Genomic DNA, 16,087 nt, shown 5'->3' on the forward strand with positions numbered 1-16,087 from the left:
AAGTCTGGGCTTCGACAGGCTCAGCCACCCGGTGGGCACTGAGCCTGTCGAAGGGTTAGATCTCGTCGATCGAGGCGGCCTCGAAGCGGCTGGAGATGTTGATACCGAGTTCTTCTGCGGCGCGGAACGCCTCATCGTCGGTGTCGCGGAGGTTGACCAGCGTGCCGTCGGCCGAGAGGACCTCGACGTTCAGGCAGAGCGACTGCATCTCCTTCATGAGCACCTTGAAGGACTCGGGGATGCCGGGCTCCTGGATGTTCTCGCCCTTGACGATCGCCTCGTACACCTTGACGCGGCCGAGGATGTCGTCGGACTTGATCGTGAGGAGCTCCTGGAGCGCGTATGCGGCGCCGTAGGCCTCGAGGGCCCACACCTCCATCTCACCGAAGCGCTGTCCACCGAACTGCGCCTTACCACCGAGCGGCTGCTGGGTGATCATCGAGTACGGACCCGTGGAACGTGCGTGGATCTTGTCGTCGACCAGGTGGTGCAGCTTCAGGATGTACATGTAGCCCACGGAGATCGGAGCCGGGAACGGCTCGCCCGAGCGGCCGTCGAACATCTGGGCCTTTCCGGAGGAGTCGATCAGGCGCACACCGTCGCGGGTCGGGATGGTCGCGTCGAGGAGACCGGCGATCTCCTCCTCGCTCGCACCGTCGAACACCGGGGTGGCGACCTTCGTGCCGGGAGCGGCCTCGAATGCGTCCTTCGGGAGCTTCGCAGCCCACTCCGGAGTGCCCTCGACCTTCCAGCCCTGCTTGGCGATCCACCCGAGGTGGGTCTCCAGAACCTGGCCGAAGTTCATTCGACCGGGGATGCCGAGCGGGTTGAGCACGATGTCGACCGGAGTTCCGTCCGCGAGGAACGGCATGTCCTCGATCGGGAGGATCTTCGCGATGACACCCTTGTTGCCGTGACGGCCGGCGAGCTTGTCACCCTCGGTGATCTTGCGCTTCTGGGCGATGTAGACCACGACGCGGCGGTTGACGCCCGAGCCGAGCTCGTCGTCGCCGTCCTCGGCGTTGAACTCCTTGACGGCGATGATCGTGCCCTGCTCACCGTGGGGCACCTTCAGCGAGGTGTCACGGACTTCGCGGCTCTTCTCGTTGAAGATCGCGCGGAGCAGACGCTCCTCGGCCGAAAGCTCGGTCTCACCCTTCGGCGTGACCTTGCCGACGAGGATGTCCCCGGGGCGGACCTCGGCGCCGATGCGGATGATGCCGCGCTCGTCGAGGTCCTTCAGCAGCTCCGGGCTGACGTTGGGGAGGTCACGGGTGATCTCCTCCTTGCCGAGCTTGGTGTCGCGGGCGTCGACCTCGTACTCCTCGATGTGGATCGAGGAGAGGGTGTCGTCCTTCACCAGGTCCTGGCTCAGGATGATCGCGTCCTCGAAGTTGTAGCCCTCCCACGTCATGAACGCGACGAGGAGGTTCTTTCCGAGGGCAAGCTCGCCGTTCTCGGTGGCGGGGCCATCGGCGATGACCTCTCCGACCTCGACGCGCTCACCGGCGTTGACGACGACCTTCTGGTTGTACGACGTGCCCTGGTTGGAGCGGTCGAACTTGCGCAGGTGGTACTCCTGCGTGCCGCCCTCGTCGAGCATGACGACGACGCGGTCCGCGGAGACCTCGGAGACGACACCGGCCTTCTCGGCGGTGAGCACGTCACCGGCGTCGATGGCCGTGTAGCCCTCCATACCGGTTCCGACGAGCGGCGAGTCGCTGCGCAGCAGCGGCACAGCCTGACGCTGCATGTTGGCACCCATGAGGGCGCGCTGTGCGTCGTCGTGCTCGAGGAAGGGCACGAGGGAGGTCGCGACCGACACCATCTGGCGCGGGGAGACGTCGATGTAGCCGATCTCCTCGGGGACGAACAGGTCGACCTCGCCGCTGCCGCCCTTGGGGCGGGCCAGGACGTGGCTCTCGCGGAAGCGACCCTTGGCATCGAGCGGGGCGTTGGCCTGCGCGATGTTGAAGTCGACCTCTTCGGAAGCCGTCAGGTAGTCGATCTGCTCGGTGACGACACCGTCGACGACCTTGCGGTACGGGGTCTCGATGAAACCGAACGAGTTGATGCGCGCGAACGTCGCGAGAGCACCGATCAGACCGATGTTCGGGCCTTCAGGCGTCTCGATGGGGCACATGCGGCCGTAGTGCGACGGGTGGACGTCACGGACCTCGACGCCGGCGCGGTCACGCGAGAGACCACCGGGGCCGAGCGCGGAGAGACGACGCTTGTTCGTCAGACCCGCGAGCGGGTTGTTCTGGTCCATGAACTGCGACAGCTGCGACGTTCCGAAGAACTCCTTGATCGCGGCGACGACGGGGCGCACGTTGATCAGGGTCTGCGGCGTGATCGCCTCGATGTCCTGCGTGGTCATGCGCTCGCGGACGACGCGCTCCATGCGGGACAGACCGGTGCGGACCTGGTTCTGGATCAGCTCGCCGACCGCGCGGATGCGACGGTTGCCGAAGTTGTCGATGTCGTCGGTCGCGAGACGGATCTCGGCCTTCTTGCCACCGCGGATGCCCGTGAAGGTCTCCTCGGTGCCTGCGTGCAGGCGGACGAGGTACTTGATCGTGGCCACGATGTCTTCGACGGTGAGCACCGACGAGTTCAGCGGCTGGTCCAGGCCCAGCTTGTGGTTGATCTTGTAACGACCGACCTTGGCCAGGTCGTAGCGCTTCGGGTTGAAGTAGAAGTTGTCCAGCAGCGCGCGAGCGGCCTCGGCGGCCACCTGCTCGCCCGGACGGAGCTTGCGGTAGATGTCGCGGAGCGCATCTTCCTTCGTGACGATCGTGTCCTTCGCGAGCGTCTCCTCGATGGAGGTGTAGCCGGCGAACTCGGCGAGGATCTCCTCGCTGGTCATGCCCAGCGCCTTGAGGAAGACCGTGACCGACTGCTTGCGCTTGCGGTCGACGCGCACGCCCACCTGGTCGCGCTTGTCGATCTCGAACTCGAGCCAGGCACCACGGCTCGGGATGACGCGAGCGGACACGATGTCCTTGTCACTCGTCTTGTCGGGGGTCTTGTCGAAGTAGACACCCGGCGAGCGCACGAGCTGCGAGACGACGACGCGCTCGGAGCCGTTGATGATGAACGTTCCCTTGTCGGTCTGGAGCGGGAAGTCGCCCATGAAGACCGTCTGGGTCTTGATCTCACCCGTGAGGTGGTTCATGAACTCGGCCTCGACGTACAGCGGAGCGGCGTAGGTCTTGCCACGCTCCTTGCACTCCTCGATCGAGTACTTCTCCGGCTCGAGGTACGGGTTCGTGAACGACAGCTGCATCGTCTCGCCGAGGTCCTCGATCGGAGAGATCTCCTCGAAGATCTCGCCGAGACCGCTGTTCTCGTTGACGTCGGTGCGACCCTGCTTCTTGGCCTCGGCGACGCGCGCCTTCCAGGCGTCGTTTCCGACCAGCCAACCGAAGGACTCGGTCTGCAGGGCAAGAAGGTCTGGGACAGTCAGCGTGTCGGAGATCTTGGCGAACGAAAGACGGGAAGCTCCGCGTCCGTTCTTGGTGGTGGTGGATGTGGATGCGTTGCGAGCAGCAGCCAAGGGAATAACCTCCGTGAGCCCCGCAGGGCTTCTCGATTCCTTTGTCGTCAGGTGGAGTGTGCGCCCGGGAACTCAACAGATGCCGACCACCATATGAGGGCAGGGAGAAGCGAGCGCAACTACCAACTATACGCACGATTGTGCGACATGGCAACCTCAATCCTTGACCAATCTCGGATGCTGCGGTATGAGCATCCGATCACCTCCGTCGAGACCCCGTGTTCGCGCCGAGACCCCGGCCTGCCGATGCCCGCAGTGCGGGGTCTCGGCGGAAGACCGGGGTCTCGGCGAGGCAGCTCAGGACGCGATGTTCAGCTCGTTGCCCGGGATCGACGCCAGCAGACGCCGCGTGTACGGGTCGCGCGGGTTCGTGAAGATCTCCTCCGAGGACGCCGCCTCGACGAGCTTCCCGTCCTTCATCACGCACACGTAGTCGCTGATGAGGCGCACCACTGCGAGGTCGTGCGAGATGAAGAGGTAGCTCAGCCCGTACTCGCGCTGCAGGTCGCCGAGCAGTTTCAGGATCTGGTCCTGCACCAGCACGTCCAGCGCCGACACCGGCTCGTCGCAAACGATCAGATCGGGAGACAACGCGAGCGCCCGCGCGATCGCGACACGCTGCCGCTGACCGCCGGACAGTTCGGACGGATACCGGCGCAGCATCGACTGCGGCAGCGCCACGTCGTCGAGCAGCTGGCGAACGCGCGCACGCCGGTCGGCGCTGCTCCCCCGCTTGTAGAAGTCGAGCGGCTCCCCGATCAGCCGCTCGATCGTGAACATGGGGTTCAGGCTCGAATACGGATCCTGGAAGATCGGCTGCACCTGCTGGCGGAACTCCTTCGTCTCCGCCTTGCTCAGCGACGCGATGTCCTTGCCCTCGTAACGGATCAGCCCCCTCGTGGGTTCGATCACCTTCAGGAGCATCCGCGCGGTCGTGGTCTTGCCCGAACCGGACTCCCCCACGATCGCGACGGTCTCGCCGCGGGGGATCACCAGCGATACATCGTCCACGGCCACGAAGTCCTCGCCGCGACCCCGCACCGGATACACCTTGGTGAGGTTCTCGATCTCGACGATGTTGTCGGCGGGCGCTGCGTCGACGACGGCATCCGCCTCCGCATCCCTCTCCTGCACCCGGAACGCCTCCGGCCGCAGTCGCGCCGCCGCCACCGACGGCGCCGCTTTGACGAGCGACTGCGTGTACGGATGCTGCGGGTCCTCCAGGATCTGTCGGGCAGCGCCCTGCTCGACCACCTTGCCTCGATGCATCACGACCACCCGCTCCGCGCGTTCGGCGGCGAGTCCGAGGTCGTGCGTGATGAGCAGCACGGCCGTCCCCTGCTCGCGGGTCATCTGCCCGATCTGGTCGAGGATCGTCTGTTGCACCGTGACATCGAGCGCACTGGTCGGCTCGTCGGCGATCAGCAGTCGCGGATTGCACGCCAGACCGATCGCGATCAGCGCTCGCTGACGCATGCCGCCGGAGAACTCGTGCGGATACTGCTTGGCACGGCGCTCCGGGTCGGGGAGGCCGGCGGCGGTCAAGGCCTCGACCACCTTCGCCTGTACGTTCTGCCGAGTGGCGAGTCCGTGCGCGAGCAGCGCCTCCGCCACCTGGGTGCCGATCTTCGCCACCGGGTTCAGGTTCGACATCGGGTCCTGCGGCACGAGGCCGATGTCGCGACCACGGATCATCCGCAGCTCGTGCTCCGGCGCGTGGGAGATCTCCTTCCCGTCGAGCCGGATGCTGCCGGACGCCACCTTCCCTCCCCCGGCGAGCAGGCCGATGATGGCCATGGCCGTCGTCGACTTGCCGGAACCGGACTCGCCCACGATCGCGACGGTCTCACCGGGACGGATCTCGAGGTCCACCCCCTCGACGGCGTGCACGACCCCGTCCAGAGTGGCGAAGTCCACCGCGAGTCCCTGGACCGACAGCAGCGGCTCGGTCGACATCTGATTCTCCTTCGCGGCGCGCATCGCGCCTTCGTCGCGGGCGTTCATCGCGCCCTCGTCCGTGGGTCCATCGCCTCGCGCAGCGCTTCTCCCAGCAGGGTGAAGCCGAGCGCGGTGACGGCGATGCAGATGCCGGGGAGGAACGCGAGCCACGGTGCGATCGCGAGCTCGGCCTGCGCGTAGGTGAGCATGCGCCCCCACTCGGCGGTCGCGGGTCCGCCGCCGCCGAGACCGAGGAACGACAGCGCTGCCGCATCGATCACGGCGGTCGCGAGCGTCAGGGTGCCCTGGACGATCACGGGACCGATGGCGTTGGGCAGCACGTGCGACATCGTGATGCTGCCGCGGCCGAGCCCCAGGGTCTGCGCCGAGAGCACATAGTCGCTCGATCGCTGCTGCATCATCGAGGCCCGCAGCAGACGCGCGAAGATCGGCACCTGCGACGCCCCGATCGCGATCATGATCGCGAACGGGGTCTGCCCGAGGATCGCAGCGATCGAGACCGCCAGCAGCAGGTTCGGCACCGAGAGGATGATGTCGACGATGCGCATGATGAGCGTGTCGACCCATCCGCCGAACGTGCCGGCGAGGAGGCCGAGGATCATTCCGCCGGCGAGCCCCATCGCGGTGGAGATCACGCCGATCATGAGCGATGCCTGTGCACCCCAGATGAGCTTGGACAGCACGTCGCCGCCGAAGCGGTCGAGTCCGAGGGGGAACTCCGGCACCTCGCCGGGACCGGGGATGTGGGTCGGGGTGATGTACTTCGCGCCGGGCAGTGCCGTCTCCGGATAGGGAGCGAGCCACGGCGCGAGGGCGGCGACGAGGAGGAACAGCAGCACGATGATCGCGCCGATCCACGCCGTCGGATTGCGGCGGAGCCGGCGGAACACGTCTCGCCAGTATCCGCCGGAGCCGTTCTTCAGATCCGCCTGGGCGATCGCGACGGTGTCGATGCTGCCGCCGCTCTCTGCGGACGGGCCCTGGGCGGGCGGGAGAGCGATGCTCATACGACCGCCTCCTTTCGGACGATGGGGAGGGACATCACTGCACCCTCACTCTCGGGTCGATGAAGCTGTAGGACACATCGACCGCCAGGTTGATCAGCGCGTACGCGATGGCGATGAAGATGATGAATCCCTGGAGCACGGGGAAGTCCCTGGTGAAGATGGCCCTCGCGAGGAACGACCCGATGCCGGGGAACGCGAACACCGTCTCGGTGAGCACGGCACCCGAGATCAGGAGTCCGGTCTGCAGACCGATGGTCGTGATCACCGGGAGCATCGCATTGCGCAGGATGAAGCGGCTGCGGAGTGTCGAGGATCCGACGCCCTTCGCCCGCCCCGTGCGCACGTAGTCCGCGTTCTGCACCTCCAGCACGCTGGCCCTGGTGATGCGGACGATGATGGCGAGAGGGATGGTGCCGAGCGCGAGCGCGGGCAGGATCAGGTGCAGGATGGCATCCCACGCGGCGTCGAACTCTCCGGTGATGATGCCGTCCCACACGTAGAACCCGGTGGGATGGGTCGCGTCTATCCGAGGATCCTGACGGCCATCAGACGGCAGCCATCCGAGCTGCACGGCGAAGACGTACTTCAGGATGAATGCCAGGAAGAACACCGGGATGGTGATGCCGACCAGGCTCATCACCACCGACGCGTGGTCGGTGAACTTGCCGTGCCGTCGAGCGGCCCAGTATCCGAGCGGGATACCGACGCCCACCGCGAAGATGAGCGCCATGACGCTGAGCTCGAGCGTCGCCGGGAAGCGGCGCATGAACTCCTCGACCACAGGTCGGTTCGTCTGGATGGAGGTGCCGAAGTCGCCCTGGAGGAGACGTCCGATCCAGATGAAGTACTGCTCGATGAGCGGCTTGTCGAAGCCGTAGAGCTCGTTGACCCTGGCGACGGCCTCCGGTGTGGCCTTCTCGCCGAGAAGGGCGACCGCGGGGCCGCCGGGAAGGGCTCTGACCCAGGCGAACAGCAGGATGCTGAGCCCGAACAGAGTGGGAATGAGGAACAGCAGTCGCCTGCCGATGGTGCGCAGCACGAAGATCTCCGTCGATCAGAAGGTACGCCGTGCCCCGGTCCCGCACACGTGCGGAACCGGGACTCGGCATATCAGGTGGTCAGGCCGATTACTTGGTGAGGACGATGTCGGTGAAGACCTCGTCGTTCACCGGGCTGGCCGGGTAGCTCTTCACGCGGGGATCGAACGCCAGTGTCGGCGCCGGGTGCGCGAGCGGGACGCCGGGGATGAACTCGGCCACCATCTCGTTGATGTCCTCGTACAGCGGCGTCTGCTCCTCGAGCTTGGAGACGCCGCGCGCCTCGGTCAGCTTCTGGAACAGCTCCGGGTTGTCGAAGCCCCACTCGGAGCTCTTCTGTCCGAAGAAGACGCCGACGAAGTTGTCGGTGTCGTTGTAGTCGCCGGTCCATCCGAGCAGGTGGATGCCGTGCTCGGCGGTGCCGGTGGTGCGATCGAGGTACTCGACCCACTCCTCCGAGACCGGGGTGGTCTCGACGCCGACCTCGGACAGCTGCGACGACAGAACGGTGTAGATCTGCTCGGGGTCCGGCATGTACGGACGCGAGACGTTGACCGGGTAGTTGAAGGTGAGCTTCAACGGGTTGGCCTCGTCGTAGCCGGCCTCGGCGAGCAGCTCCTTGGCCTTCTCGGGGTCGTACTCGAACGTCGTGACGTCGGGGTTGTACCCGTTGACGACCTCCGGCACGAACTGCGTCGCCTTCTGGGTGCCCTCGGGGAGCACCTGGCTGATGAGGGCGTCCTTGTCGACCGCGTACGACAGCGCTTCACGGACCTTCGGGTCCTGCAGCTCCGGGATCGCCTGGTTGAACGCCAGGTAGAGGATCGTGAACGGCGGGCGCGACACCATCGTGAAGCCGTCGTCGTCCAGCGCCTTGGTGTCGGCCGGACCGACCAGGTCGTAGCCGTCGATCGAGCCGGACTCGAGCGCCTGGCGGCGAGCTGTCGGGTCGTCGATCGTGCGGAAGATGATCTCGTCGACCTGGCCTGCCTCGCCCCAGTAGTCGTCGTAGGCCTTGAGCGTGACCTGCTCGCCCGGCGCCCACTCGTCGAACTGGTACGGGCCGGTGCCGACCGGGTGCCCCATCGCGTACTCGGACAGCTGCGGTGCCTCGGCGGAGCCGGCGACCTCATCCGCCCCGAACTCCTGCAGCGCCGAGGGGCTCTGCATCGCGAACGACGGGAGCGAGAGCGACGGGATGAAACCGGCGAACGGCTTGTTCAGCTCGATCGTGACCGAGTAGTCGCCATCGGGGGTGCACGACTTGTACACGGCATCGGCCGCGTTGGAGGCATACCCCTTGAACAGCTTGTTGTAGTAGTAGCCGAACGCCTCGGAAGCGGCGAGACCGGTCCAGTTGAACCAGCGGTCGAAGTTGACGCAGACGGCCTCGGCGTTGAACGGGGTGCCGTCCTGGAAGGTCACGTCCTCCTTGAGGGTGAACGTGTGCGACATGCCGTCGTCCGACGACTCCCACTCCTCGGCGAGGAGCGGTGCCGGGTCTGCCGTGCCGGGCTTGGTGCCGACCAGTCCCTCGAAGATCTGGCGCGAGACGCGGAAGCTCTCGCCGTCCTGAGCGAACGCGGGGTCGAGACTGGCCGGGTCGGAGGATGCCGCGAACACGAACGTGCCGTCGACATCGCCGCCGGCGTCCGAGCCGTCATCGCCTCGCTCGCTGGCGACACACCCTGCGAGGGCGATCGCGGCGATCGTGGCTCCGGTGACGGCGATGAGTCCTCGCCGACGCTTGACTGATTGGTGCATTGTGTGACCTTCCCTGTCGGGCGCTTCGTTGCGCGTCCCGAGGCTTCTTCGCCTCGGCGACGGTGATGACTCGACGGTACCCAGCAGATCCTCAGATGCCAAACCGATACACGTTGCAATCCGGTATCGGCGTGAGCCGCGTCGATCGGGTAGTGTCCAGACCGTGTCCGACTCCACCCCGCTCGCCGTCTGCTTCGGCGAGGGCATGGTCGCCCTCGTCGCCGCCACTGCCGGACCGCTGGAGGACTGCCGCACCTTCCATCGCTCCCTGGCCGGCGCCGAGTGGAACACCGCGATCGCCCTGGCCTCTGCGGGCATCCGGACATCGGTGCTCTCCCGCGTGGGCGACGACGGTTTCGGTCGCTTCCTCACCGCGGAGCTGCGCGCGCACGGCGTGGACGACGCGGCGGTGGAAGTCGACGATCAGGCCCCGACCGGGCTTTACGTGAAGGAGCTCTCCGCCCGCTCCGACGGGATCGTCGACGGGACGATGCACTACTACCGGGCGGGTTCCGCCGCCGCTGCTCTCTCACCCCGGACGCTGGTGACGCCGACGGCATCCGCCCTCCTCTCCGAGGCCGCGCTCGTGCACACCTCCGGGATCACGCCCGCCATCTCGGCATCCGCGCTGGCTGCCCAGGATGCGCTGTTCACGGACCGTCGTCCCGATCGGCTGGTGAGCTTCGACCTGAACTGGCGGCCCGCCCTGTGGCGTGGGCGTGAAGCGGAGGGCAAAGCGATCGTCTCGGACTTCGCCCGCCGCGCCGACATCGTGTTCTGCACCCGACCGGATGCCGAGGCCGTGTTCGGGACCGGCGACCCGCAGGAGCTGCGCGCGCTGTTCCCCCAGCCTCGATACCTGGCGGTCACCGATTCCCGCGGTGCCGTCGCCTTCGACGGCGAAGAGCGGGCGGAGAGTGACGCACTCGATGTGCCGGTGGTGGAGACGATCGGTGCGGGCGACGCGTTCGCAGCCGGATTCCTCGCCGGGGTGCTGACCGGCTTGTCCCTCACGGGGAGCGTCGCCCGCGGGCACCGCATCGCGACCCGGGCACTCCTCAGCACTCGCGACCACGTCGACTGAGCCGCGCGCCGCGGGCGGAGAACTCGCCGTGGGGCGGACCTCTGCCTCGGGCTTCTCCGCCTGACACGGAGGACTCCTCCCCACGCGGGGAGGGCATGGAGTTCAGCTGCGGCGGCGGCGGGCGGGGACCGCATCGTGCGTGCGCTGCAGCGATACGGCGACCGGTTCGCCCCGGTGCTGCACGACGCGCACGAACAGCACGTCGACCAGAGCGAGCTGGGCGATGCGGCTCGACATCGCCGCCATCCGGAACGGCGACTCGTGCGCGTGGGTGAGCAGCACCACATCCGCCGCGAGCGCCAGGGCGGACTCCGCGACGCTGGTGACGGCGACAGCCAGCGCGCCGGCGTCCCGGGCGACCTCGAGCGCCCGCAGGGTCTCTGCAGTCTCACCGCCGTGCGAGAACGCGATCGCGACGTCGTCCGAGGTCCGCAGCGAGGCCGTCGTCACCGCGAGATGCGGATCCGGCGAATGCGAGACCGAGCACCCGATGCGCGACAGCTTCAGCAGCAGGTCCTGCGCCGTCAACGACGAAGCCGCCTGGCCGAAGAGATCGATGTGTCGGGCGTCGACCACCGCACGAGCCACCCGGTCGAGGGCCGCAGCATCGAGGGCGAGCGCGGTCTTCTCGATCGCGTCGATCTCCTGCGCGGCGAGTTTCGCGGCGATCGCCATCGGCCCGTCGTCGGGGTCGATGGCCGTCGTGTCCAGGCCGAACCGCGCCTGCTGCGCCTGTTCCAGGGTGATCGCACGCGCGACCGCCACCCGCAGCTCCCGGTAGCCGCTGTACCCCAGCGACTGGGAGAAGCGCGCCACCGTCGACAGCGAAGTGCGGCAGAGCTGGGCGAGATCGTTGATCGCCAGGTCGACGACGAGTGTCGGGTCGCCGAGGATCGTCTCCGCGACACGTGCCTCCGCCGCGCTCAGCTTCGAGAGCGAGCGCCGTACACGTGCCAGAACGTCATCGTCCATGGAGTGATCCTGTCCTCAGCCGGCGCTGGTCCTCTGCTGCACGGCGAAACGTCCGAGAAGCGCATCGCGAGCCATCTGCGCACCGAGCATACTGGCCGCGGCTACCTCGACGGTCGGAAGCGGCAGCGCGTTCGCCGTCGGAAGACCGACGTTCACGACGACCGCTGCCGGATCGCGCACCGCCACCCGCTCGACGAGAGCCCGCTGCGCGTCATCCGTGTCCGGTCGGTCGATCAGCAGCACCGTCGTGCCCGGGGCCGCGGTGACCTCGTCCAGCACGCGGTCCTGCTCGGCGAGCGGGGCGGATGCGACATCGAGCCGCACGCGCACGCCTTCATCGGCAAGGGCGTTCGCGACATACGAGCCGGCGCTGTCGACCGCGAGCGTCGAGCGGCGACGGGCATCGATCACGGCGAGCTCGGATGCCGCAGCGGGGGCATCGCCGGTGACCGTCAGGACGCGACGCACGATCTCCGCGGCGTCGAAGTCGTCGGCGGGTTCCTGGTCGCGGTCGGCGGCGGCCCGGAGCTTCGCAGCGAGGGCGGCGACCCGGCGGGCCGCCTCTTCGACGCGCTCGCGCGAGAGCGAGCCGTCGCGCAGTGCGGCGACGATCCCGTCGCGGGTAGCGCGGAAGTCCTGCTCGTCTTGATCGGGGAGCGCGGCATCGCCCGGGTTGGTCGGGTTGCCGATGCAGAGCAGGTCGGCGCCGGCAGCGAGTGCCAGGGCCGCTCCCCCGCCGAGCCCGACCGTCTCGCGGATGGCGGCCATGTCGAGCGCGTCGGTGATGATGACGCCGTCGTAACCCCAATCCCGCAGCATGCCCAGCACACGCGGGTTGAGCGTCGCGGGTTGCTCACCCCAGGCGGGGACCACGATGTGCGCGGTCATCACCGCATCCACACCGGCATCGACCGCGGCACGGAACGGCTCCAGGTGCACGCGTTCGAACTCGTCGAGGTCGAGCGTGATGTCCGGGAGCGAGTGGTGCGAGTCCATGTGGGTGTCGCCGTGACCCGGGAAGTGCTTGACGCATGCAGCGACCGCTGCGTCCTGGATGCCGTCGATCGTGGCGACGACGTGCCGCGAGACGAGTGCCTCGTCGTCGCCGAACGCCCGCACGCCGATGACCGGGTTGCGGGGGTCGGTGTTGACGTCGGCGACCGGGCCGAGCACGACGTTGGCGCCGACCGCGCGCACGCGTCGGGCGAGCTCCGCCCCGGTCTTCTCCGAGGCCACCAGGTCGTCGAGGAGACCCAGCTGAGCGGCTCCCGGGACCGTGGACCCCGTGGCGGATTCCAGGCGGGTGACGCTGCCGCCCTCCTCGTCGATGCCGATCAGGGCGTCGGGGTTCGCGTCGAGGATCGCCGCGCTGAGCGCCGGGAGGCCTTCGCCGACGTTCTGACCGAAGTACACGACCCCGGCCAGGCCGTCACGCAGTTCGGCGCGCAGCCACTCCGGCGCCTCGGTGCCGAAGAATCCCGGCCACAGCACCCCGTTCGCGAGGCGCTCGAGCTCGTCGGTCATCCCTTCACGGCTCCCGCGACCATGCCGGAGGCGAGCTTGCGCTGCACCAGCACGAAGAAGATCATGACCGGGACGGTGATGATGGTCGACGCCGCCATGATGCTGCCCCAGTCGTTGGAGTGCAGGCCGAAGAACGACTTGAGACCGATCGAGACCGTGTACTGGTCGGTCTGGGCACCCAGGATCGTCATCGCGAAGATGAACTCGTTCCACGCCGTGATGAAGCTGAAGATGCTCGTCGCGACGAGGCCGGGCATGACCAGCGGCAGCAGCACCGAGCGGAACATCCGCCACCAGCTGGCGCCGTCGATGTAGGCGGCCTCCTCGAGCTCGACCGGGACGGCGGCGACGAATCCGCGCAGCATCCAGATGCCGAAGGCGAGCGACAGGGCGACGTAGACGACCATGAGGCCCAGGATGCTGTTGAGCAGTCCGAGGCTCTTGACCTGCAGGAACAGCGGGATCACGAGCGCCTCGAGCGGCACCATCTGCACCACGAGGATCATCATCAGGATCGTCGTGCGGAACTTGAACTTGAATCGCGCCACGGCGACAGCCGCGAGCAGACACACCAGGGCGCTGACGAGGACCGTGACGAGGGCGACGATGGCCGAGTTGCGCAGGTAGGTGCCGAAGCCGCCGTCGGTGAGGACGAACGCGAAGTTGTCCCACGTGAACTCCTGCGGGATGAGCGACTGCCCACCGCTGGAGGCCTTGCCGTCGAATGCGCTGGAGACCATCCAGTAGACGGGGAAGAGCGTGAAGATCAGGACCGCGGCGACCGCGATGCCGAGTCCGATCCGGGAACGGAGCCGAGGGCGCGGGTTCACAGCTCGTCCTCCTTCATGAGGGAGCGGATGTAGACGATCGTGATGCCGATCAGCACGAGCGTGAGCAGCACGGCGAGCGCCGCGCCGAAGCCGTAACGGTTCTGCCCGAACGACTCCACGTAGGACCAGACGCCGAGGTTCAGCACCTGGCGGTTGCCGCCGCCTCCGCCGGGCATCAGGTAGACCTGCGCGAAGACCTTGAAGTCCCAGATGGTCGAGAGGATGATCACGACCGAGAACACGGGACGCAGCGTCGGGAAGATGATCTTCCAGAAGCGACGCCAGGCGCCGGCGCCGTCGAGAGCCGCCGCTTCGAGCATCTCCTTCGAGACGCCGAGGAGTCCGGCGAGCACCGTGATCGCCACGAACGGGAAGCCGTGGTGCACGACGTTGAGGAGCACGATGGCGTAGAAGGACCACTGGTTCGTGAACCAGTTGACCGGGTCGTCCATGAGCCCGAGGTCGGTGAGGACCTGATTGAAGATGCCGCGGTCGGCGTCGAAGATGAAGGTCCAGACGTAGGTGCCGGTCACGGCGGGCATCGCCCAGGCGACCATGATGCAGCTGGAGACGATGACGCGCCACGTGGTGCCGAGCCGCGCGAGCAGCAGGGCGACGAGCGTGCCGACGGCCACGGTGACGAACACCGCCACGGCGGCGAAGCCGACCGTGTTGGGCAGCACCACCGTCCAGAGAGTCGGGTTGGTGAGCGCCTCGACGTAGTTGTCGAGACCGATCCAGTTGCTCTCACCGGTGTTGATCTCGCGCAGGCCGTAATCCTGCAGCGAGTAGATGAACACCTGGACGAGAGGCCAGAGCATGAGCACCGCGAGGATGACCAGCCCGGGCGCGAGAAGAAGCCAGGGGCGGGCCGCGACGATCGAGAGACCGCGTCGCTTCCGGCCGCCGGCCACGGAGGCGGAGGGGGACTCCGCCTTCGTGGCCGGCAGTGGCGCTTGCACCATCGACATGGAAGGGATGCTTCCTTACTGGTTGAGCAGTTCGGTCATCTCGGCGGAAGCGTCCTTCGTCGCGGTCGCGACGTCCTTCTGTCCGCTGAGGATGGCCTGGATCATGGAGTTGGTCGTCTTCTTCGCCTGGACGGCGCCGAAGTTCGGGGTGACCGGGACGGATGCTCCGCCGTCGACCATCTGCTCGGCGAACGGTGCGACCAGCGGGTCGGTCGAGGCGAGGGCCTCTTCCATCGCGGACTGCACACCCGGGAAGTAGCCGGTCTCATCCGACCACTGCTCGGCGAACTCGCCGGTCGTGACGAGCTTCACGAACTCCCACGCCAGGTCGGCGTTCTTCGTCGTGTTGAAGATCGAGAGGTGCGATCCACCGAGCACCGACGGGGCGATGCCGCCGTCCTGGCCGGGGATGACCGCGGCGCCGATCTTGCCCTCGAGGTCGGGGTTCGCCTCGATGAGCGAGTTCGGCGTCCACGAGCCCGAGAGCATCATGGCGACGTTGCCCTGCGTGAACGCGTCACGAAGGTCGGTCTCCTTCCAGGTGGTGGCACCTGCGGAGGAGAAGCCGTGCTCGGTGGCGAGGCCGGTGTAGAACTCGATGCCGGCCTGCGACTCGGCGCTGTCGAGCTCGCTGGTCCAGGTGTCGCCGTCCTTCGTGGCGATCTCGCCGTCGGCGCCCCAGACCCAGGGGTAGACCTGGAACTCGGCGTCGCCCGGAACCGGGAACGGCAGCATGTCGGGCTTGGCGGCCTTGATGGCGTCACCGGCGGCGACGATGTCGTCCCACGTCTTCGGAGCCTCGAGACCGAGCTCCTCGAACACGTCGGCGCGGTACATGAGAGAGCGGACGCCGGCGTACCACGGCATGCCGTACAGCTCGTCTTCGTAGGTGCCGGCGACCTCGAGGCCCTCGACCAGGTCGTCGCGCAGACCCTTCTCGCCGTCGACGTACTCGTCGATCGGGAGGAGCGCGCCGGCGTCGGCGAACTCTGCGGTCCAGGTGGTGCCGGTCTCGGCGATGTCCGGAGTCGTGCCACCGGCGATGGAGGTCACGAAACGGTCGTGTGCGTCGGCCCACTGGATCTCATCGATCTTGACCGTCGCACCGGTCTCCTTCTCGAACGCTTCGGCGACGTCGTCGTAGAAGGCCGTCGCGTCGGGGTTGGTGCCCTTCATGATCCAGACGGTGAGCTCCTTGCCCTCGCCGTCGGTGGAGCCGGTGTCACCGCCGCCGGCGCAGCCGGCGAGGGCGAGCGTGGCCACGGCGCCGAGCGCCACGGCCGGAAGAATGCGCTTGTGCATGCGGGGATCTCCTCTTTGAAAAGTCCAGGCGAATATCGGGTACTCACCGGGGGTTAGGAAAAAGTATCCACGACTAAC

At 67.3% G+C, this 16,087-nt stretch carries 11 protein-coding genes; 1 reads left to right on the forward strand and 10 read right to left on the reverse strand.

Going from position 1 to position 16,087, the window contains the following annotated elements:
• Positions 1-55: 55 nt before the first annotated feature.
• The 5 genes from DW298_RS13205 to DW298_RS13225 all read right to left on the reverse strand — a co-directional run bounded on the left by DW298_RS13205 (position 56) and on the right by DW298_RS13225 (position 9,326).
• Positions 56-3,559, reverse strand: coding sequence for a DNA-directed RNA polymerase subunit beta (locus DW298_RS13205; protein ID WP_136042915.1), 3,504 nt, complete (start codon positions 3,557-3,559; stop codon positions 56-58).
• Positions 3,560-3,856: 297 nt separating this feature from the next.
• The gene (locus DW298_RS13210; RefSeq protein WP_136042916.1) at positions 3,857-5,563 is read right to left on the reverse strand and encodes an ABC transporter ATP-binding protein; all 1,707 of its coding nucleotides are present in this window, start codon (positions 5,561-5,563) and stop codon (positions 3,857-3,859) included.
• Complete coding sequence (locus tag DW298_RS13215) at positions 5,560-6,525, reverse strand: ABC transporter permease (protein WP_136042917.1); 966 nt, start codon at positions 6,523-6,525, stop codon at positions 5,560-5,562. Before DW298_RS13215 ends, DW298_RS13210 begins: the two co-directional genes overlap by 4 nt.
• Before the next feature lie 34 nt (positions 6,526-6,559).
• Positions 6,560-7,564 (reverse strand): ABC transporter permease, encoded by a 1,005-nt coding sequence (locus tag DW298_RS13220; protein ID WP_136042918.1) that lies wholly within the window; start codon positions 7,562-7,564, stop codon positions 6,560-6,562.
• Between the two features lie 88 nt (positions 7,565-7,652).
• On the reverse strand, positions 7,653-9,326 hold the full coding sequence (locus DW298_RS13225) for an ABC transporter substrate-binding protein (protein WP_136042919.1): 1,674 nt from the start codon (positions 9,324-9,326) through the stop codon (positions 7,653-7,655).
• A 163-nt stretch (positions 9,327-9,489) separates the two neighbouring features.
• Here DW298_RS13225 and DW298_RS13230 point away from each other — a divergent pair, with 163 nt between their 5' ends.
• Positions 9,490-10,410, forward strand: coding sequence for a sugar kinase (locus DW298_RS13230; protein WP_136042920.1), 921 nt, complete (start codon positions 9,490-9,492; stop codon positions 10,408-10,410).
• A 102-nt stretch (positions 10,411-10,512) separates the two neighbouring features.
• Here DW298_RS13230 and DW298_RS13235 read toward each other — a convergent pair whose 3' ends face one another.
• From DW298_RS13235 to DW298_RS13255, 5 genes are read right to left on the reverse strand one after another with little or no spacing between them, the layout of a single operon-like run.
• The gene (locus DW298_RS13235) at positions 10,513-11,382 is read right to left on the reverse strand and encodes a MurR/RpiR family transcriptional regulator (RefSeq protein ID WP_136042921.1); all 870 of its coding nucleotides are present in this window, start codon (positions 11,380-11,382) and stop codon (positions 10,513-10,515) included.
• 15 nt (positions 11,383-11,397) lie between these two features.
• The gene (locus DW298_RS13240; protein ID WP_136042922.1) at positions 11,398-12,906 is read right to left on the reverse strand and encodes a glycoside hydrolase family 3 N-terminal domain-containing protein; all 1,509 of its coding nucleotides are present in this window, start codon (positions 12,904-12,906) and stop codon (positions 11,398-11,400) included.
• The gene (locus DW298_RS13245) at positions 12,903-13,736 is read right to left on the reverse strand and encodes a carbohydrate ABC transporter permease (RefSeq protein ID WP_136042923.1); all 834 of its coding nucleotides are present in this window, start codon (positions 13,734-13,736) and stop codon (positions 12,903-12,905) included. The genes DW298_RS13240 and DW298_RS13245 overlap by 4 nt, the downstream gene beginning before the upstream one ends.
• Complete coding sequence (locus DW298_RS13250; protein WP_136042924.1) at positions 13,733-14,707, reverse strand: sugar ABC transporter permease; 975 nt, start codon at positions 14,705-14,707, stop codon at positions 13,733-13,735. Before DW298_RS13250 ends, DW298_RS13245 begins: the two co-directional genes overlap by 4 nt.
• Positions 14,708-14,722: 15 nt before the next feature.
• Positions 14,723-16,009, reverse strand: coding sequence for a sugar ABC transporter substrate-binding protein (locus tag DW298_RS13255; protein ID WP_091035297.1), 1,287 nt, complete (start codon positions 16,007-16,009; stop codon positions 14,723-14,725).
• Between the last annotated feature and the right edge of the window lie 78 nt (positions 16,010-16,087).

This window comes from Microbacterium sp. A20 (assembly GCF_004794515.1).
Taxonomy (GTDB): domain Bacteria; phylum Actinomycetota; class Actinomycetes; order Actinomycetales; family Microbacteriaceae; genus Microbacterium.